Here is a 19236-nt window from a genome sequence, read left to right as displayed (position 1 = left end):
ACCGGCCCGGTCACCCGCGGCTCGTGTCCCGCGGCGGGCAGCGGCAGGGCGCCGGGAGGCGGCGCCGCAGTGGACGACGCCGCGCTGTGCTCGGACGACGCCCGCACCGCGCTCGTGTCGGTACGCCTGGACGGGGGCGGGCGGGCCGGGCGGGCGACCGTCGAGCGCCTGCTGCCCACCGCCACCGCGCCGCAAGGTCCCCTGCGGGTCCGGGCGACCGGGCACGCCGTCCTCGACCGCGCCCTGGAGCGTTACAGCGAGCGCGACCTGCTGCGCACCGAACTGATCGCCCTCCCCGCCACGTTGCTGCTGCTCGTGTTCGTCTTCGGGAGCGTGGCCGCTGCCTGCCTGCCTCTCGCGGTCGGCGCGGTCGCGGTGGCCGGCACCCTGGCGGTGCTGCGCGGCCTGACCGCCGTGACCGAGGTGTCGACGTTCGCGCTGAACCTCACCGGGGCGGTCGGGCTCGCGCTCTCCGTCGACTACAGCCTCTACCTGGTGGCGCGCTACCGCGAGGAGATCGCCTCCGGGAGCCCGCCGGAGGACGCGTTGGCGGGGGCGGTCCGGTCGGCCGGGCGGATCGTCGTCGTCTCGGCGGCGGCCGTCGCCCTGTGCCTGCTCGGCCTCCTGGCGTTCCCGCTGTACTTCCTGCGGTCGATGGCCTACGCCGGGGTCAGCGTGGTGCTGCTCTCGGCGCTCGCCGCCCTGGTGCTCGTCCCCGCGGCGCTGGCCTGCTTCCCCCGGGCGATCGGCCGGGGCGACCTGTTCGCGCGCCGGCGCAGGGCGCAGGGCCGCGCCGGAGCCGGGTGGCGGCGGCTGGCCCTGCGCGTGATGCGCCGCCCGTTGCTCGTCACGGCGCTCGCCACCGGGGTGCTGCTCATTCTCGCGCTCCCTTTCCGCCAGGTGGTCTTCGGCTTCAGCGACGACCGGGTCCTGCCCCGCGACGCCCCGGAGGTGCAGGCGACCCAGGCCCTGCGGGACGGCTTCCCCCAACTGCGCAACCCCGTCGAGGTGGCTCTCCCCGGGTGGCGGCCCGACCGCACGGGCCGCGTCGCGGAGCTCGGCGCGTACGCGAGACGGCTGTCGGCCCTCCCCGGCGTCCTCGGCGTGCGGACCGCGACCGGCTCGTACGTGCTCGGCCATGAGGCCCCTCTGGCCTGCCCGGCCGAGGCCTCCCCCGCGCGCGGCACGCTTCCGGGCTGCCCGGCCCTGCGGCACTTCACCTCCCCGGCGGGCACCTGGCTGGCCGTCAGCGGCGAGGCCGAACCGTACGCCCCCGCGTCCACCGCCCTCGTCGCCCGGCTGCAGGAGGCCCGGGCGCCGGCACCGCCGCTCGTCGGCGGCCCCACGGCCCAGTTCCGGGACGCCCGGAACACCCTCGCGCAGCGGCTGCCCTGGGCGCTGGGGGCAATGGCCGTCGCCACGTTCATGCTCCTCCTGGTCTTCACCCGGAGCCTGTTCCTGCCCCTGAAGGCGCTCGCGCTCAACCTGCTCAGCCTGACCGCGACCTTCGGCGCGATGGTGTTCATCTTCCAGCAGGGTCATATGAAATGGCTGGTGGGGGAGTTCACGGCCACGGGCACGGTCAGCGTCGTCATGCCCGTCGTCACCTTCTGCCTGGCCTTCGGGCTGTCCCTGGACTACGAGATCCTGCTGCTGGCCCGCATCGGCGAGGCCCACGCCCGCACCGGCGACACCGTGCGGGCGACGGCCGCCGGACTCCAGTCGGCGGCGCCGCTGTTCACCGCGTCCGCCGCGCTCGTCCTGACGGTGCTGCTCGCCCTGGCGACGGCCGAAGTCGCGCTCATGAAGCTCCTCGCCGTCACGACCGCCCTGTCGGTCGTCCTCGACGCCGCGGTCATCCGCCCGCTCCTGGTGCCCGCCGTGATGCGGCTGGCAGGCCGCGCCAACTGGTGGCTGCCGACGCCGCCCCGGCGTGGCGCGCGCACCGTCCTGCCGCAGCCGGCGCCGTCGCCCGATGCGGTCGAGGCCTCCCACCCGGGGTAGCGGCACCGGCCGTTCCGGCGGCAAGGTGGGAGTGCACCAGGAAAACGGAAGTGGGAGGGGATGTCCGGTGAGCGGACTCAACAAGGGGGCGGGCAGCCTCAGCAAGGGGCTCGGCAAGGTCCAGGTGTCGCTGAGATGGGATCCGAGCCCGATGGGCCTGCCCGACACCGACCTGGACCTCATCGCGGCCACGTACACCGCGGAGGAGCCGTACGGCAAGCCCGCCTACCTCGTGCACTTCGACAGCCGGTCGCCCGACGGCACCATCCTCCTCAACCGTGACAGCCGCACCGGCATGGGGCTGGGCTCGGACGAGGTCATGACGCTGGAGCTCGACCGGCTGGCGCCGTCGTACGCCCGGGTCGTCGTCGGGGTGGCCATACAGCAGGGCGGCGGGCGCAAGACCTTCGGGGACGTGGCCAACACCGGCGTCCGCATCACGGAGGGGTACACCGAGCTGGCCGCGGACGACTTCGCGGCGGTCGCCGGGGCCACGGCGGCGACGGTCGTGGAGTTCGTGCGCACCGGGCGGGGCGCGTGGGAGTACCGCCCGGTGGTCCGCGGGTTCGACGCCGACCCTGCGGCCTTCGCCACGGTGATGGGCAGCGCCTGAGCCGGCAGGGAGGGCCGCACGGCACGCTCACCCGCGCGCCCGGGCGGCGCTCCCGCGCACCCGGCCCCTCCTTCTCCTGCCCGGTCGCCGCGTGCGGCCGCATGCCGCCGATCGGCTGCTCCGCCCCGTGCCGAGGACTGGAAGCCGTCCGCAGCGGACACGATCTTCCAGACCCGAGGATCAGAGGAGCGAGGACCGAGGACCCGCATGACGCACCCCAGGACGCCCGGCCGCTCTCCCGCCACGGTGGCGCTGGCGACGGTCCTGGTCTGCGCCGTCCCCCTCCTCGCCGGCGCGGACGACCGCGGCCCCCGGACGTGCGTCGCCTCGTGGTACGGCGCGCCGGAGGAGATGCTCGACGGCTGGCCCACCGCCAGCGGCGAGCCGTTCGACCCGCAGGCGATGACCGCCGCCAGCCGGGACCTGCCGTTCGGCACCCGCGTACGGGTCACCAACGCCGCGACCGGTGACGAGGTCATGGTCAGGATCAACGACCGGGGCCCGAGGGACACGAGCCGCTGCATCGACCTGTCGCGGGCCGCGTTCGAGGAGATCGCCGACACCGGCCAGGGCCTGGTCCGGGTGAGCCTCGAAACCCTCGGCGGCGTCGCCTGAGCGCGACGAAGGCGGGTGACGTGCGTGAGCATGAGTACGCGTACTCATGCCGTCGCCGTGGCCCGGGGGAAACACTGAGGCCATGGCACCTCTTCCCGTGGCACCCCCTGCCGTGGTCCCGCACCGGTCACGGGCCGGCGGAGGCACCGGCGTCCCCTGGTACGCGGATCTGCTGATCGCCCTCGGCCTCCTGGCGCTGGAAGTCGTCGCGGCCGTCGGATGCCTGTACGTCGTGGGCATCGAAGGCTGGGCGTACAACGCCGATTACGGCGGCCGCCGTGACGCGCCCCCGCCCCCGGACACCACCGGGCAGCTGATGACGTGCATCGCCGTCCTCGCCGGGTTCGCTCTGGTCGCGGCCGTCGGCCTGGCCTTCGCCCGGGCCTTCATCACCGTCGTCGTCCAGGGGTTGGTGGCCGCGTGCCTCGGCCTGGCCCTGCTCGCCGTCCCCGTCGTCGACCACGGCAGGACCGACAGCGGCGCCCGGCCGGTCCAGGCTCCGGCAGCGGTGCCGTAGGGCGAGGGCCGCGACCGCTGCGGACCGCGGGCGATGCACCGTCATTCGTACGGTAGTATTCATTTCGCGCCGCTAGCTCAGTTGGTCAGAGCGGCTGACTCTTAATCAGCAGGTCCGGGGTTCGAGTCCCTGGTGGCGCACTTGAGAGGGAAAGGCCCCCGCCGGACGGCGGGGGCCTTTCTCGTGTGGACGCGTGACGTCCGCGCGTCAGCTCGTCTGCGCCTGTTCGTACAGGGCCTTGGCCTCGTCGCCGAAGTACGGGCCGAACATCGTGTTCGGCAGGAACGTGTACCCGAAGCTGTTCACCGACGCCTGCAGGCCGGTGCCGGTCGCCTCGTCGAACGACGCGAACCACGGGCCGCCGCTGGAGCCGCCCGTCATGTTGCAGCTCAGCCCGTGGTCCTTGGTGAGGAGGAAGTCCTTGGTGGAGTTCCCGCTGCAGTGGATGAGCTTCTTGCCGTCGTACGGGGACGCCGCGGGGTAGCCGAAGGCGTACATGGGCTTGTTGTAGGCGCCGTTGAACTGCAGGCCCTGCGCTCCGACGGTGTCCGCCAGCCGCTTGCCGCCCAGCGGGGCCACGACGGCCGCGCCGATGTCGTGGTTCATGTCCTCACTGGCCGTCCACTGCGGCGTGGCCAGCGTCTTGGTCGCCGCCCAGGTGCCGTAGGGCGTCTTGCCGTCGTCGTAGCCGGGGGCGAAGGTCCAGTTGGTGTGCCAGTTGCCCTGGTACTTCACACAGTGCCCGGCTGTGATCACCGTGCTGCCGTTGCGGCTGGTGACGGCGTCGGCCGAACAGGAGGCGTTGCGGCCCTGCATGGTGAAGAACACCCGGCCCGAGGTCTTGGCCACCGCGCCGCCACCGGTCCACGGACCTCCCGGCTGCGGGAAGGAGGCGAGGGGCCCGGCGGCGGGGGCGGTGGCGGCGACGGTGAGCGTCTCACCCCGGGTCACCGGTGCCGAGAGCGTGCCGGGTGCGACGGAGGGCGGGTCGAGCGGGACGGCCGTGCGCATCCGTTCGGGCGTCCAGTAGTCGGCGACGGCCTGCCGGGCGTCCGGCGAGGCCGCGGCGGTGTGCACGGCCGGGGCCGGGGCGCCGCCCGGAGCGGGGTCGGCCGTCGCGGCCTGTGCGCCTGCGGCGACCAGGGCGCAGGCGGCCAGCAGCACACCTGCGGTCGTACGGCGGGATCGTCTCACGCGTACTCCTTCTGCGGTGCGGATACGGCACGTGCACGTACCGGGAGTGCGTGGTGCGTGGTGCGCGACATGCGGTGCGAGAGGCAGAGTCCCACGCAGCCCCCTTGATTGACAGGGGCGCGTCAAAAGCTGGGTGTCCTCACTCCGAAGTGGTCAGTCAAAAGGCCCACCTTCGAGTGGATTAAGGGCGTTCAGCCGCAACTCGCCCGCGTCATACGGCATCGTGCAGGCGCTCACCATCGGAACCGGACCGTCGACACCCGCAACCAAGGGGAATCACGTTGCCCGCCGAGACCACCGAGGTACATGAGGAATTACGCTTCCGCTCCCCGACCCTGACCGCCTTCGAGAAGAGCCCGCTCACCGCCCGTGCGATGAGCCGGCGCCTGCCCCAGCTCGTCCGCAAGGCGCTGAACCTGGCCTGGCGCGTGGACAGACGAGCCGTCCTGACGCTCCTCGTCTGCCAGGTGCTGTCCGGCGCGTTCGAGGCCTTCGGCCTGCTGGCCACCAGCAGCACGATCACCGCGCTGATCACCTCCGGCCACATCGAGGACCGGCTCGTGGACGCGCTGCCCTCGCTCGCCCTCCTCGCCGGGGCGGCCGGGACGCGGGCCCTGCTCGCCATCGCCGTCGCCAACATCTCCAGCCGGCTGGCCCCCCGGATCTCCCGCGAGGCCGAGCTCCAGATGCTCGACGCGGCGATCAACGCCGAACTCGCCGCCTACGACCACCCCGGCTTCAACGACAAGCGCGAAGCCGCCGACCGCGGCGCGGACGTCGCCCAGGACCTGCTCACCGAATCCCAGGACCTCATGGCCTGCCTGGCGTCGCTGATCGCGGCGGCCGGCGTGGTGACGCTCCTGCACCCGGTCCTGCTGCCGCTGCTCCTGCTGGCCACCCTCCCGCAGGGCATCGCGAGCGTGAAGGGGGCGCGGGTCCACTACCAGACCTCCCGCGCCCTGAGCGGCGACCGCCGCGTGCTCAACCACCTGCGGTGGCACGTCACCGACAAGCTCTTCGCCGACCAGCTGCGCTCGGGCACCATGGCCGAGTTCCTCCTCGGCCGCTACCGCTCGATCAGCAACCGCATCCACACCACCACCGACAAGGCGGTCCACCGGGGCGCGCGGTACGCGCTCGCGGGCGCCGTGGCCGGCGGTCTCGCCTCCGGCCTGGTGTGGGCCGCACTCGCCCTCCTGCTGGGCACCGGGCACATGTCGCTCGCCTCGGCCGGCACGGCGGTCTTCGCCCTGCGGTCGGTCGGCTCGTCCCTGCGGGGCATGGTCTCCTACGGCGCCCGCCTCTTCCGCACCGGCCTCTACCTCGACGACTGGGCCGAGTTCATCGACGAGGCCGGCGGGCACCGCATGCAGCGCGGCAGCCGGACCCCCGCGGCCCCCGCGCTCGTCCGCGCCGAGTCCCTCACCTTCCGCTACCCCGGCTCCGACCGCCCCTCCCTGCACGAGGTCAGCCTGGAGGTGCGGCGCGGGGAAGTCCTGGCCCTGGTGGGCGAGAACGGTTCGGGGAAGACCACCCTCAGCAAACTGCTGACGGGCCTGTACCTGCCCACCGAGGGCAGGGTCACCTGGGACGGCGTCGACTCCGGCGAACTCGACCCGCAGGCCATGTGGCGGCAGACCGCCGTCGTCCCGCAGGACTACGCCCACTGGCCCCTGTCCGTCCGCGACAACATCACCCTCGGACAGGCGCACGACGGGGACGGCCCCGTCCTCCAGGCGGCCGCGCACGCGGGCGCCGACGAAGTCGTCAAGGAGCTCCGCAGCGGGCTCGACACCCTCCTCGCCCGCGAGTGGTACGGCGGGGTGGAGCTCTCCGGCGGCCAGTGGCAGCGCATCGCCATCGCCCGGGCCTTCTACCGCCCGGCGGGCCTGCTCGTCATGGACGAACCCACGAGTGCCCTGGACGCCCGGGCGGAGCACCGCATCTTCGCCGGACTGCGCAAGATCGCCGAGGAGCGGGCCGTCGTCCTCGTCACCCACCGCCTGGCCAACGTCGCGGTCGCCGACCGCATCGTCGTCCTCGACCACGGCCGGGTCATCCAGCTGGGCACCTTCGCCGAACTCGTCGAGGCCCCCGGCCTCTTCCGGGAGCTGTGGTCCCTGCAGAACGACCGGGGGCTCCCCACGACGCCGGAGGAGGTGAGCGGCGCCGTGCGCTGACCGCGCCACTGCCCGGATCCGACACCGCCGACCCCCACTGAAGGAGGGCTGTCATGACGAAGCGTCCGTGTTCACCGAGGACGGTCCGTACGGCACGAGCCGTGCTGGCCGCGTTCCTGACGGCCGCCGCGATGGCGGGGGCCGCAATGGCGGGGGCCGCACCGGCACCCGCTCCGGCGGGTGCCACCGTCCACGTCCGGCCCGCCGCGCGCGGCGGCGGACACGAGCGCACCCAGGCCGCCCTGGACGCCGCCGTCAGGGCGGGCGTCCCCGGCGCCCTGGCGCGGGTCCGCGACGCGCACGGCACCTGGAACGGCTCCGCCGGCGTCGCCGACCTGCACACCGAGCGGCCGAGGCTCGCCGTGGACCGCTTCCGCGCCGGGAGCATCGGCAAGCCCTTCACCGCCACCGTCCTCCTGCAGCTGGAGGCCGAGCACCGGCTCACCCTGGACGACACCGTCGAGAAGTGGCTGCCCGGCATGGTGCGGGGGAACGGGAACGACGGCCGCAGGATCACCCTGCGCCACCTCCTCCAGCAAACCAGCGGGCTCTTCGACTACACCGCGGACCCGGAAGTCCTGAGGAACCTCACCACCACCGCGTTCCTCAAGCACCGCTACGACCGCTGGACACCCCGGCGGATCGTGCGGACCGCGACGGCCCACGCGCCGGACTTCGCACCGGGCACCCGCTACGCGTACACCCCCACGGGCTACGTCCTCGCCGCCCTCGTCGTGGAGAAGGCGACCGGACGGTCCTACGAGGAGGAGGTGGAGCGCCGGATCATCGCACCGCTCGGCCTGCACTCCACCCGCCTGCCGCGCCACGAGCGCACGGTCCCGGCACCCGCCGGACGCGGCTACAGCCGGTTCACCGACGACCCGGACCGCAGGATGCACGACGTCACCGACTTCGACCCCTCCCTGATCCGGGCCACGGGCGACCTGATCAGCACGGGGGCCGATCTCGACCGCTTCCTCACCGCCCTGCTGCAGGGCAGACTGCTACCGCCGGCGCAGCAGCAGGAGCTGAGGACGACCGTCCCCACCGGCGACGGCTCGGGCGCGGCGTACGGCCTGGGGCTGTTCCGGTACACGCTCTGCGGGACGGAGGTGTGGGGCCACACCGGTCTGTTCGTCGGGACGCAGAGCATCGCTTTCGTCTCTGCGGACACCCGGCACAGCCTCGTCCTCAACTTCAACACCGACACCGTGAGCGACACGGACGCCGCGGGGGACGTCTTCCAGGCGGAGTTCTGCCCCGCGTCGCAGTAGGTGCGGACGTCCCGTCGCGCCCCGGTCGGCACGCCCGCGTCGGTGAGGACCTCGGCCGGTCCTCACCCGCTCCGCCCCTTGCGCAGGAAGCGCCGTAGCTTCTGCAGCGGCCATGTGTTGATGACGTCGTCCTTCGTCAGCCATCCCCGCTGCGCCGTGCCCACGCCGAAGCGCATGTACGGCAGGTGGGTCACGGAGTGGGCGTCCGTGTTGACGGCGAACTTCACGCCGTAGCGCTTGGCGCGCAGGATGTCCTCGTCGCAGAGGTCGAGCCGTTCGGGGTGGGCGTTGATTTCCAGGGCGGTGTTCGTGCGGGCGCAGGCTTTAAAGACCGCGTCGAAGTCGGCGTCGATGCCGCGCCGTTTGCCGATGAGCCGTGTCGTGGGGTGTCCGATGATGCTGACGTGCGGGTTCTCGCAGGCGCGCAGCAGGCGGCGGGTGAGTTCGTCCCGGGTCTGGTTGAAGTGCGAGTGGACCGAGGCGACGCACAGGTCGAAGCCCGCGAGGAAGTCGTCCGGCCAGTCCACTTCGCCGTCGGGGCCGATGTTGAGCTCGGTGCCGTGCAGCAGGTGCATCTTGCGGTGCTTCCCGTCGAGCTCACGGACCCGCTTCCGCTGGGCGAGGATCTTGGCGTCCGTCATGCGCTGCATGAAGAGGTTCGGGGCGTGGTCGGTCACCGCGTAGTACGCGTAGCCTCGCCCGGCCGCCGCGGTCACCATGTCCTGCAGCGTCGCCACGCCGTCCGTGAGGTCGGTGTGGGTGTGGAGGTCTCCCCGGATGTCGCTCTCCTCGATGAGCTCGGGCAATTCGTCGCGCAGGCCTGCGGCGATCTCGCCGCGGTCCTCGCGGAGGGCCGGCGGGATCCAGGGCAGGCCGAGCCGGGCGTAGACCTCCTCCTCGGTCTCCGAGACGATCTTCTTGCCGCTCTTGGCGTGGAAGAGGCCGTACTCGGACAGCTTGTACTTGTGGCGGACCGCGATCTCGCGTACGCGGATGTTGTGCGCCTTGGAACCGGTGAAGTACAGCAGTCCCGCTCCCCAGGCGTCCGCCGGCAGGACGCGCAGGTCCACCTGGAGGCCCTTCGTCGTACGGACGGAGGTCTTCTTCTCGCCGTGCGCGATGACCTCGGCGGTGATCGGCAGCTCGGTGATCGCCTCCATGAGCGGGCCCGACCGGGCGGCCGCGACGAGGATGTCGATGTCCCCGATGGTCTCGCGCATCCGCCGCAGCGACCCCGCGTACGTGCACCGCTCGCATCCGTCGACCCCGGAGAGGTCGGCGACGATCTGTTCGGCGACGTCCATGGCGGCGTTCAGCAGGATGCGGTCGCCTGCCTGCTGCATCAGGGCGATGCCGTGGAGGATGTTCTCCTCGGTCTTGGCTCCGAAGCCTTTGAGGTCGCGGAGCTTCTCGTCGTGGATGGCGTCGAGGAGCTCGTCGACGGAGGAGATGTGGAGTTCCTCGTGGAGGAGCATGGCCTTCTTCGGGCCGAGCATGGGGATGGTGATCAGCTCGCGCACTCCGGCCGGGATGACCGCCCTGGCTTCCTCGACCATGGCGAGCCGGCCGGTCCGCAGGTATTCGAGGACCTTCTCGGCGATCGACTTGCCGACGTTGGGGATGTCGAGCAGCCCCTTGAGGTCGAGGCGGGAGACATCGGCGTGGTGGCCGCCGATCGCACGGGCGGCCTTCTCGTAGGCGCGCGCCTTGTAGGCGTCCCCGCCGGTGATGGTGACGAGGTCGGCGTACTCCTGCAGCAGCGCCTCGACCTCTTCGTTCGGCCGGGCCATGGGTCTGCTGTTCCCCGCCCGTACACATACGACACATCTGCGACGCATTTCCGCCCCAAAAGCCACTTTTTCTACAATGAATCGTGTGGCTGTGGGCGCGGGGCGGGGAGGTGGTTGAACCATGAAGCTCGCACTCGCCGGCGACACCATGCTCGGCCGCAAAGTCGCCGAGCGCCTCGCCACGGACCCGCCGGAGAGCCTGTTCGCCGACGAGGTCGTGGCCGTGGCGCACGAGGCCGACCTCTTCGTCCTCAACCTCGAGTGCGCGGTCTCCGCACGCGGCGAGCGGTGGCGCGACCCCTTCAAGCCGTTCTTCTTCCGGGCCCCGCCCGTGGCGACGGAGACCCTGCGGCACCTGGGCGTCGACTGTGTGAACCTGGCCAACAACCACGCCCTGGACTACGGCCCCGAGGCCCTGCTCGACACGGTCGGCCATCTGGCCGACGCCGGGATCGCCTGGGCGGGGGCCGGCCGCGACGAGGAGGCGGCGCGGCGGCCGGCCGTCCTGGAGAGCTGCGGGCTGCGGACCGGCATCGTCGGGGTCACCGACCACCCGCACGACTTCGCCGCGGGCCCCGGCCGGCCGGGAGTCGCCTACGCGTACCTGGAGGCCGGCGCCCCCGCCTGGCTCCTGAGCACCGTCACCGCCCTCCGCACGGACATCACCGTCGTCACGCCGCACTGGGGCCCGAACATGACCTCCGGCCCGGCCGACTACATCCGCCGGGCCGCGCAGCAGTTCCTCGCCGCGGGCGCCACGCTCGTCGCCGGGCACTCCGCGCACGTCTTCCACGGCGTCGGGGACCGCGTGCTCTACGACCTCGGGGACTTCGTCGACGACTACGCGACGGACGACCTGCTGCGCAACGACCTCGGGCTGCTCTTCCTCGTCTCGTTCGACGGCACCCGCCCCGTACGCGTCGAAGCGGTGCCCCTCGCCCTCGACTTCTGCCGCACCCGGCTCGCCGACGCGGCCGAGACCCGGTGGATCACCCGGCGGTTCCGGCAGGCCTGCGCGGCCTTCGGCACGGACGTCGCGGAGGAGAACGGCCGCCTGGTGGTGGAGTGGGCCGGGCCGCCGGCGGAACGGGCGGCCTAGGGCGGCGAGGGCCCGGGGGCGCCGCGGCCGGCCCGGGAAGGACGAAGAGGCCGGCGACACAGGCGATGCCCCGGCCGAGGGGCTCCGAGTGCCTGCCTCCGGCGCGCGCGAAGCCCTAGCATCAGGCATGGCCGAACTCCCGCCCATGACCGCACACGTCTACTTCGACGCCGGAACCGGCGAGGCGGAGCGCAAGTCGCTGACCGACGGGCTGGCAGGGCTGGGGCTCAGGACGTACAGCGCAACGCTGGGAGCCCTCAGGGGCGAGACCCTCACCTGGCTCGTGCTCGTCGTGCTGCCGCTCAGCGGCTTCCTGCAGAACGTCGGGCAGATCCTCGCCCAGGACGCCTGCACCGCGCTCAAGCGGATCCTGGGAGGCGTGCTACGCCGCGCCCCGGGCGAGCCGCCCGCGCCGCCGCGTCCGCTCCTGCTGGAGGACACGCACTCGGCCACCCGGATCCTCGTCGAGGCGGACCTGCCCGTCGCGGCCTATCAGCAACTCCTCGAACTGGACCTGCAGTCCTGCCCGGGCCGGACGCTCTCCTACGACCGGGAGCGCAACTGCTGGCACGCCGCAGGCGGGCATCCGTAACCTCCGCCACCCCGGACCCGGCCCCGGACAGGCGCCCACGCCGCCGCCTCACCCCCGCGTGCCCTCCCCTCCCCCGCCGGGTGGTGACCACGTTCGCCACCCGGCGCCGCCGTTTCCGGGCCCGCTTCGCGTCCTTCGGACGTTCCCCCTTCACAAACTCCCTTCACAAGGGCTCCCCTTCTCCCACGCCGTCCGCTACGTTCGCCTCGCGTACCGCGCCCCGTCACACCGACGACACGGCCCCTTCCCCGGCAATCGCTGCTCTTGGAACACCGGCTTCCAGACCCGACTCCCCAAGAGGTCCTCAGACTCATGCCTGAACTCAACCGGCGGCGATTCCTCCAGATCGCCGGCGCGACCGCGGGCTACGCGGCCCTGTCGAGCAGCATCGACCGTGCCGCCGCCATCCCCGCCCGCCGCAGCGCCGGCACGATCCAGGACGTCGAGCACATCGTCGTCCTGATGCAGGAGAATCGTTCCTTCGATCACTACTTCGGCACGATGAAGGGCGTGCGCGGCTTCGGCGACCCTCGCCCGGTGTCGCTGCCCAGCGGCAAGCCGGTGTGGTACCAGTCGGACGGGTCCAAGGACGTGCCGCCCTACCACCCGGACGCCGGGAACCTCGGCATGCAGTTCATCGCGGGCCTCAACCACGACTGGGCGGGCGGGCACAAGGCCTGGAACCAGGGGCGGTACGACCAGTGGCTGCCCGCCAAGGGCACGGGGACGATGGCCTACCTGACGCGGCAGGACATCCCCTTCCACTACGCGCTCGCCGACGCGTTCACCGTGTGCGACGCCTACCACTGCTCGTTCATCGGGGCCACCGACCCCAACCGCTACTACCTGTGGACGGGGCACACGGGCAACGACGGCAAGGGCGGCGGGCCGGTCCTCGGCAACGAGGAGGCCGGCTACGACTGGACGACGTACCCCGAGCGGCTGGAGAAGGCCGGCGTCTCGTGGAAGATCTACCAGGACGAGGGCGACGGCCTGGACAAGGCCGGCTCCTGGGGCTGGATCGAGGACGCCTACCGCGGCAACTACGGCGACAACTCCCTCCTCTACTTCAACAACTACCGCAACGCCAAGCCCGGCGACGCCCTCTACGAGAAGGCGCGCACCGGCACGAACGTCAAGAAGGGCGGCGGCTACTTCGACGTCCTCAAGGCCGACGTCAAGGCCGGCAAGCTGCCGCAGATCTCCTGGATCGCCGCGCCGGAGGCGTTCTCCGAGCACCCGAACTGGCCGGTCAACTACGGCGCCTGGTACATCTCTCAGGTTCTGGACGCCCTGACCTCGAACCCGGAGGTGTGGAGCCGGACGGCCCTGTTCATCACGTACGACGAGAACGACGGCTACTTCGACCACGTCCTGCCGCCCTTCCCGCCCGCCTCCGCCGCCCGGGGCGCCTCCACCGTGGACACCGCGCTCGACGTCTTCGCCGGGAACGCGCGCTACGGCGCGGGCCCCTACGGGCTGGGCCAGCGCGTGCCCATGCTCGTGGTCTCCCCGTGGAGCACGGGCGGCTTCGTGTGCTCGGAGGTCTTCGACCACACCTCCGTCATCCGCTTCATGGAGCGCCGTTTCGGGGTGCGCGAGCCGAACATCTCGCCGTGGCGGCGTGCCGTCTGCGGCGACCTGACCTCGGCCTTCGACTTCCGCCTCGCGGACGCGCGGCCCGCCGCGCTGCCGGACACCGCGGCCTACGAGCCGCCGGACCGCAAGCGGCACCCGGACTACGTGCCGAAGCCGCCGTCCGATCCCTCGCTGCCCAAGCAGGAGAAGGGCTCGCGGCCCGCACGCCCGCTGCCGTACGCCCCGCTGGTGGACGGCGCCGCGACCCCGTCGACCGGGCGCTTCACCCTCACCTTCGGCGGGGGCGACGCGGCGGGCGTGTGCTTCACGGTCACGTCCGGCAACCGCACGGACGGCCCCTGGACGTACACGGCCGGAGCCGGCAGGACGCTCTCCGACACCTGGAACACGGCCTACTCGAAGGGCGTCTACGACCTGTCCGTCTTCGGACCGAACGGCTTCCTGCGCACCTTCCGCGGGCCCGGCAGGACGACCGGACCGGAGGTGACCGCCCGCCACGACGCCCGCACCGGGAGTGTCGGCCTGACGATGACGAACGCGGGCGGCACCGACTGCCACCTGACAGTGACCGACGCGTACGGCGGGACGCGCGAGACCTTCACGGTGCGGGCGGGCGGCCGGCTGGTCCACACGGTGGACCTGCGGCGCAGCAAGCGCTGGTACGACCTGAGCGTGGTGTCGGACGCGGACGGCACCTTCCTGCGCCGCTTCGCCGGGCACGTCGAGACCGGTGAGGCGGGGGTGAGCGACCCGGCCATCGTCACGGTCTGAGCCCGGCCCCGGCCCGCCCCGGGACCGCCCCGGGGCCCGGTGCGGCGGGTGACGGGGCCGCCACGGCGACGGCTCCCGTTCGCGCCGCGGAAGAGAGCGGGGTAGACATGGGATATGGCCCGAAACCGGGACCGCTCCTCGGGGCCCTCGGGCCGCTGGTTCACCGGTCGGCGCCGAGACAGCAGGCGTGAGCCGGGGCAGTCGCGCAACGGCTCACGGGCGCCGTCGGCCGGACGTCTCCGGTCGATGGTGCGCAGCCGCAGCGTCGCCGGTCAGATGTTCCTGCTGCAGCTGCTGATCATTCTGCTGCTCGTCGTCGCCGCGGTGGTCACGCTGGTGCTCCAGGCGCGGAGCGACCGATTCCAGGCGGCGCGCGATCGATCGCTCGCCGCCGCACAGGCGTTCGCCCACAGCCCCGGCCTGGTGGAGACCCTGCAGGGTCCGGACCCCAGCAAGGTGCTGCAGCCGCTGACCGAGGCCGCCCGCAAGGAGGCGGGCGTCGACTTCGTCGTCGTGACCAACCGGGACGGCGTCCGCTACACGCACCCCCGGCCCGAGCTCATCGGCAAGCAGTTCATCGGCACGATCGGGCCCTCGCAGGCCGGCCACGTCACCATCGAGAGCGTCAACGGCCCCCTGGGCGAGGAAGTGCAGGCCGTCGTCCCGGTGCAGGACGACCACGGCAACGTCGTCGGGCTCGTCTCGTCCGGGGTGAAGGTCACCGCCGTGAGCAGCGCGGTCGACCGGCAGCTGCCGCTCGTGCTCGCCGCCGGCGGCGCCGCGCTGGCCCTCGCCACGGGCGGCGCGGCCCTGGTCAGCCGGCGGCTGCAGCGCCAGACGCACGGCCTCGGCCCGGCCGAGATGACCCGGATGTACGAACACCACGACGCGGTCCTGCACGCGGTGCGCGAGGGCGTCGTGATCGTCGGCGGCGACGGCCGCGTGATGCTCGCCAACGACGAGGCGCGCCGGCTCCTGGGCCTGCCGCAGGACGTGGAGGGCCGGGCCGTCGCCGAGCTCGACCTCGACCCCCCGATGGCCGAGCTGCTGGAGTCCCGGCGCGTCGCCAACGACGTGGTGCTGCCCGTAGGGGACCGGCTGCTGGCCGTGAACAACCGGCCGACGGACAGCCGGGGCGGTCCGCCGGGCAGCGTGGCCACCCTGCGGGACTCCACCGAGCTGCGCGCCCTCGCCGGAAAGGCCGAGGCCGCGCGCGAGCGGCTGAAGCTGCTGTACGACGCAAGCGTGGCCGTCGGAACGACCCTCGACGTCCAGCGCACCGCCGAGGAGCTCACCCAGGTGGCCGCTCCCCGGTTCGCGGACTACACCACCGTCGACCTCGCCGAGCCCGTCCTGCGCGGCGACGAGCCGCGGTCGGGGGTCGGCAGCGACGCCCCCGAGCTGCGGCGGGTGGCGCTCAGCGGCGTCCGCGACGACCACCCGCTGTACCGGGCGGGCGAGCTGCACCGGTTCGCCGCGCCCACCCCGCAGGCGACGGGTTTCCTCAGCGGGCACGCCGTCCTCGTTGCCGACCTGTCGGCCTCCTCCGGCTGGCGCACCCAGGACGTCGAGCGCACGCAGGCCATACTGGATTACGGCTTCCACTCCCTGATCACCGTGCCACTCAAGGCGCGCGGCGTGCTGATGGGCATCGCCAACTTCTGGCGGACGGGCGACAACGCCACCTTCGAGGAGGACGACCTGTCCCTGGCGGAGGAGCTGGCGGCGCGCGCCGCCGTGTGCATCGACAACGCCCGGCGCTTCACGCGCGAGCACGCCATGGCCGTGACCCTGCAGCACAGCCTGCTGCCGCGCGGCCTGCCCGAGCAGAACGCCCTCGACGTCGCCTACCGCTACCTGCCGGCCCAGGCCGGGGTGGGCGGCGACTGGTTCGACGTGATCCCGCTGCCGGGGGCCCGGGTGGCCCTGGTCGTCGGCGACGTCGTCGGCCACGGCCTGCACGCCGCCGCCACCATGGGCCGCCTGCGCACCGCCGTACAGAACTTCTCCGCCCTCGACCTGCCGCCCGACGAGCTCCTCGGGCACCTGGACGAGCTGGTCGGGCGCATCGACCTGGAGTCCGCGGGGATGGGCGGGGAGGACGCGATCGCGGGCGCGACCTGCCTGTACGCGATCTACGACCCGGCCACGGGCGTCTGCGCCATGGCCCGGGCCGGCCATCCGCTGCCGGCCATCGTCCACCCCGAGGGGACGGTGGAGTTCCCCGAGCTCCCGGCCGGGCCGCCGCTGGGCCTGGGCGGGCTGCCCTTCGAGGCCGGGGAGCTGCAGCTGCGCGAGGGCAGCAGCCTGGTCCTCTACACCGACGGCCTCATCGAGGACCGCAAGCGGGACATCGACGCCGGCCTCGCGATCCTCACCTCCACGCTCGCCCGCGCCGGCCGGACGCCGGACGAGGTCTGCGAAGAGGTGCTCAAGGCCCTGCTCCCCGCCCGGCAGCGCGACGACATCGCTCTCCTCGTCGCCCGCACCCGCATCCTGGACCCGGACCGGACCGCCGAGTGGGAGCTGCCCTCCGACCCCGCGATCGTGGCGCGCGCCCGCGCCGACGTCACCCGGCAGCTGACCGAGTGGGGCCTGGACGAGGCCGCGTTCACCACCGAGCTGATCCTGAGCGAACTCGTCACCAACGCCATCCGCCACGCCTCGGGCCCGGTCCGCGTGCGCATCGTCCGCGACCGCGCCCTGATCTGCGAGGTCGCCGACGGCAGCAGCACCTCGCCCCACCTGCGCTACGCCGCCGCGGAGGACGAGGGCGGCCGCGGCCTGTTCCTCGTCGCCCAGCTGGCGGAGCGCTGGGGGACGCGGTACACCCCCGAGGGGAAGGTCATCTGGGCGGAGCAGCCGCTGGCGTGAGGGCCGCCGGCCCGGGCACGGCGAAGGACGGGCCGGTTGTTCCGGCCCGTCCTTCGCCGTGCTGCCGTTGCCCGTACGGGCTCAGCGGCCGCGCAGGTTCTTCTTGGCGTTCTCCGCGGACTCCTGGACCTTGCCCGTCACCTTCTCGGCGCGGCCCTCGGCCTCCATGCGCCGGTCGCCCGTCACATTGCCGGTGGTCTCCTTGAGCTTGCCCTTGACCTGCTTGGCCTTCGCCTTGCCTTTGCCCATGACCGGGCCTCCCTGTGTGTGCGTGCGGTGAAGGGGGTTTCTCCCGGAATCCACCATGTGGCGGGTCCACGGGGTCCGCAACCGCAGCCTCACGGGGCCGTGACCAGCAGGCGTACGGCCAGGGCCGTGCCGAGCCGCCCGCGCGGACCGGCCCGGAACCGCTAGAGCTGCCCGGGCCCGCCGCCCGGCCCCTGCAGCCGGCGCAGCGTCCAGCCGCGCCCGGCCGGATCGAGGGGGCGGGTGGCCGCCGTGAAGGTCTCCGCGGCGCGGCGGTAGGAGAGGCGGCCGCGCGCGGTCGTGAACAAGGGGCCTTCGACGCGGCCGAGGACCAGCAGGGGGAGCAGCCGCGCCGCGCCGTCGCCCCAGCGCAGCACGGGAGCCGTACGGGTGGTCCTGGTGCGGCGGCCGGGAAGGTCCAGGTCGTCGACGTCGAGGGCGAGGAGGCGCTCGATGGGGGCGCGGGTCTCGTGCAGCAGGTGCCAGAAGGCCTGTTCGCGCAGCGGGGCGGGGAGTCCGAGGACGGCCCGGACCTCGTGCGGGCGGAGCTTCGCCGCCCCGTCGCGCGGTTTCGGTACGGGCAGGGGGCGCAGTCCGGCGGTGGGGTCGGCGGTCAGCCAGCCCCGCGCGCGCCACCAGGTCACCGCGCTGCCGAGGACGGACAGTTCGCGGTTGGCGGTGCGGGCGCCGACCGTCGCCGAGCGGGCGGTGAAGGCGTCGCGCAGGCGGGCGGGCGTCCGGGGGGCGTCCAGCAGGGTGAGCGGTACGGACGGGGGCACGGCGTTGCGGCGGTCTTCGCCCCCGGGCGGCGTGCGGTCCACCAGGGCCCAGGCCCACGTGGCGAGGGCGATGCCGTAGACCCGCCGGGAACCGGCGCCCAGGCCGGAGGCCGCGAGGTACCGCTCGACGGCTACGGCGTACTCCACGGGATGGTTCACGAGGCCCCCAGGTCCGGTCGGCGCATCCATCGACCGCAGTAAACAGCATTCCGAGCGGTCCCGAAGCCAGCATAAGTTGACTTCCCTCGACTCAACTTCATTTCGCTCGGTCCTGGCGTGTCCGTCCGCGGACCCTGCACTCTGCCCGCATGTCAATCGATCTCCGTCCCCCGGCGGTGCTGCGCGAGCGGCACTTCCGCCTCTTCTTCATTGGTTACGTCACCTCGCTGCTGGGGTCGTCGATGGCCTCGATCGCCCTGTCCTTCGCCGTCCTGCAGGCGGGCGGCGGGGGCACCGAGCTGGGTCTGGTCCTGTCGGCGCGGATCCTGCCGCTCGTCCTCGTCCTGCTCGCGGGCGGCGTCCTCACCGACCGGCTGGGCGGCCGTCAGGTGATGCTGGCCGCCGACGTCCTGCGCTGCGTGACCCAGGCCGGGCTGGCCCTGGCCCTGCTGGGCGGGGCGCCGGACCTCGGCACCCTGCTCGTCCTCGTCGCCCTCTGGGGCGCGGCGGAGGCCCTCTTCACCCCGGCACTGGAGGCGTACGTGCCACGGATGGCCCGCGACGAGTCGCTGCCGGACGCCAACGCCCTGCTGGGCACGGCGCGTTCGGCGGCGTCCGTCGCGGGACCCGCCCTCGCGGGCGTCCTGACGGCTGCCGCCGGGCCGTCCTGCGTGCTCGCGCTCGACGCCGCCAGTTACGCGGTGAGCGTCGTCGTCCTTTGCCTGCTGCCCGGCCCGGACCGCAAGGCGGCCGCGCGGGCCTCGTTCCTCACCGAACTGCGGGAGGGATGGACGGAGTTCCGCTCGCGCACCTGGCTGTGGGTGACCACGGCGCACGTCTGCCTGTTCAACCTGTTCGTGTGGGGGCCGCTGCTGGTGCTGGGCCCGGTCGTCGCCGAGCGGCGGCTCGGGGGCGCGACCTCGTGGGGGC

The 19236-nt window shown here is 73.0% G+C and carries 15 protein-coding genes and 1 tRNA gene; 12 read left to right on the top strand and 4 right to left on the bottom strand.

Annotation, left to right across the window (positions count from 1 at the left end; genetic code table 11):
* The 5 genes from V7793_RS17280 to V7793_RS17260 form a co-directional block, all read left to right on the top strand.
* On the top strand, positions 1-2004 hold a 2004-nt coding region (locus V7793_RS17280; protein ID WP_336007449.1), incomplete at its 5' end, for an MMPL family transporter.
* 67 nt (positions 2005-2071) lie between these two features.
* Positions 2072-2617: a TerD family protein gene (locus tag V7793_RS17275; RefSeq protein WP_336007446.1), complete on the top strand. Its 546-nt coding sequence runs from the start codon at positions 2072-2074 to the stop codon at positions 2615-2617.
* A 207-nt stretch (positions 2618-2824) separates the two neighbouring features.
* Positions 2825-3232 carry a septal ring lytic transglycosylase RlpA family protein gene (locus V7793_RS17270; protein WP_336007444.1) on the top strand — a complete coding sequence of 136 codons (408 nt, stop codon included), beginning with the start codon at positions 2825-2827 and terminating at the stop codon, positions 3230-3232.
* An 82-nt stretch (positions 3233-3314) separates the two neighbouring features.
* Entirely contained in the window at positions 3315-3749 is a 435-nt protein-coding gene (locus V7793_RS17265) for a DUF6234 family protein (RefSeq protein ID WP_336007442.1), read from the top strand.
* A 66-nt stretch (positions 3750-3815) separates the two neighbouring features.
* A tRNA-Lys gene (locus V7793_RS17260) sits at positions 3816-3889 on the top strand.
* Positions 3890-3956: 67 nt separating this feature from the next.
* Here V7793_RS17260 and V7793_RS17255 read toward each other — a convergent pair.
* Positions 3957-4943 carry a trypsin-like serine peptidase gene (locus tag V7793_RS17255; RefSeq protein WP_336007440.1) on the bottom strand — a complete coding sequence of 329 codons (987 nt, stop codon included), beginning with the start codon at positions 4941-4943 and terminating at the stop codon, positions 3957-3959.
* 281 nt (positions 4944-5224) lie between these two features.
* On the opposite strand from V7793_RS17255, the gene V7793_RS17250 reads away from it, so the two are divergent.
* Both V7793_RS17250 and V7793_RS17245 read left to right on the top strand, forming a co-directional pair.
* Entirely contained in the window at positions 5225-7123 is a 1899-nt protein-coding gene (locus V7793_RS17250) for an ABC transporter ATP-binding protein (RefSeq protein ID WP_443057931.1), read from the top strand.
* 53 nt (positions 7124-7176) lie between these two features.
* On the top strand, positions 7177-8397 hold the full coding sequence (locus tag V7793_RS17245; protein ID WP_336007438.1) for a serine hydrolase domain-containing protein: 1221 nt from the start codon (positions 7177-7179) through the stop codon (positions 8395-8397).
* A gap of 62 nt (positions 8398-8459) precedes the next feature.
* Here the strand turns inward: V7793_RS17245 and polX are convergent, their stop codons facing one another.
* Complete coding sequence (gene polX / locus V7793_RS17240; protein ID WP_336007437.1) at positions 8460-10187, bottom strand: DNA polymerase/3'-5' exonuclease PolX; 1728 nt, start codon at positions 10185-10187, stop codon at positions 8460-8462.
* A gap of 121 nt (positions 10188-10308) precedes the next feature.
* Here polX and V7793_RS17235 point away from each other — a divergent pair, with 121 nt between their 5' ends.
* From V7793_RS17235 to V7793_RS17220, 4 genes are all read left to right on the top strand, one after another.
* On the top strand, positions 10309-11286 hold the full coding sequence (locus V7793_RS17235; RefSeq protein ID WP_336007436.1) for a CapA family protein: 978 nt from the start codon (positions 10309-10311) through the stop codon (positions 11284-11286).
* 127 nt (positions 11287-11413) lie between these two features.
* Positions 11414-11878 carry a hypothetical protein gene (locus V7793_RS17230; protein WP_336007434.1) on the top strand — a complete coding sequence of 155 codons (465 nt, stop codon included), beginning with the start codon at positions 11414-11416 and terminating at the stop codon, positions 11876-11878.
* Positions 11879-12190: 312 nt separating this feature from the next.
* Complete coding sequence (locus tag V7793_RS17225) at positions 12191-14248, top strand: phosphocholine-specific phospholipase C (RefSeq protein ID WP_336007432.1); 2058 nt, start codon at positions 12191-12193, stop codon at positions 14246-14248.
* Positions 14249-14494: 246 nt separating this feature from the next.
* The gene (locus V7793_RS17220; RefSeq protein ID WP_336007430.1) at positions 14495-17122 is read left to right on the top strand and encodes a SpoIIE family protein phosphatase; all 2628 of its coding nucleotides are present in this window, start codon (positions 14495-14497) and stop codon (positions 17120-17122) included.
* 81 nt (positions 17123-17203) lie between these two features.
* On the opposite strand, the gene V7793_RS17215 is transcribed toward V7793_RS17220, so the two are convergent.
* The gene (locus tag V7793_RS17215) at positions 17204-17371 is read right to left on the bottom strand and encodes a CsbD family protein (protein WP_336007429.1); all 168 of its coding nucleotides are present in this window, start codon (positions 17369-17371) and stop codon (positions 17204-17206) included.
* A 161-nt stretch (positions 17372-17532) separates the two neighbouring features.
* Entirely contained in the window at positions 17533-18306 is a 774-nt protein-coding gene (locus tag V7793_RS17210) for a hypothetical protein (protein WP_336007426.1), read from the bottom strand.
* Positions 18307-18455: 149 nt separating this feature from the next.
* On the opposite strand from V7793_RS17210, the gene V7793_RS17205 reads away from it, so the two are divergent.
* Positions 18456-19236, top strand: a 781-nt coding sequence (locus V7793_RS17205) for an MFS transporter (protein ID WP_336007423.1), incomplete at its 3' end; no start/stop codon positions are given.

Source organism: Streptomyces sp. KLMMK (assembly GCF_036961605.1).
Taxonomy (GTDB): Bacteria; Actinomycetota; Actinomycetes; order Streptomycetales; family Streptomycetaceae; genus Streptomyces; species Streptomyces telluris.
Note: the sequence above shows the minus strand (reverse complement) of the source record. Positions and strands in the feature narration are given on the sequence as shown.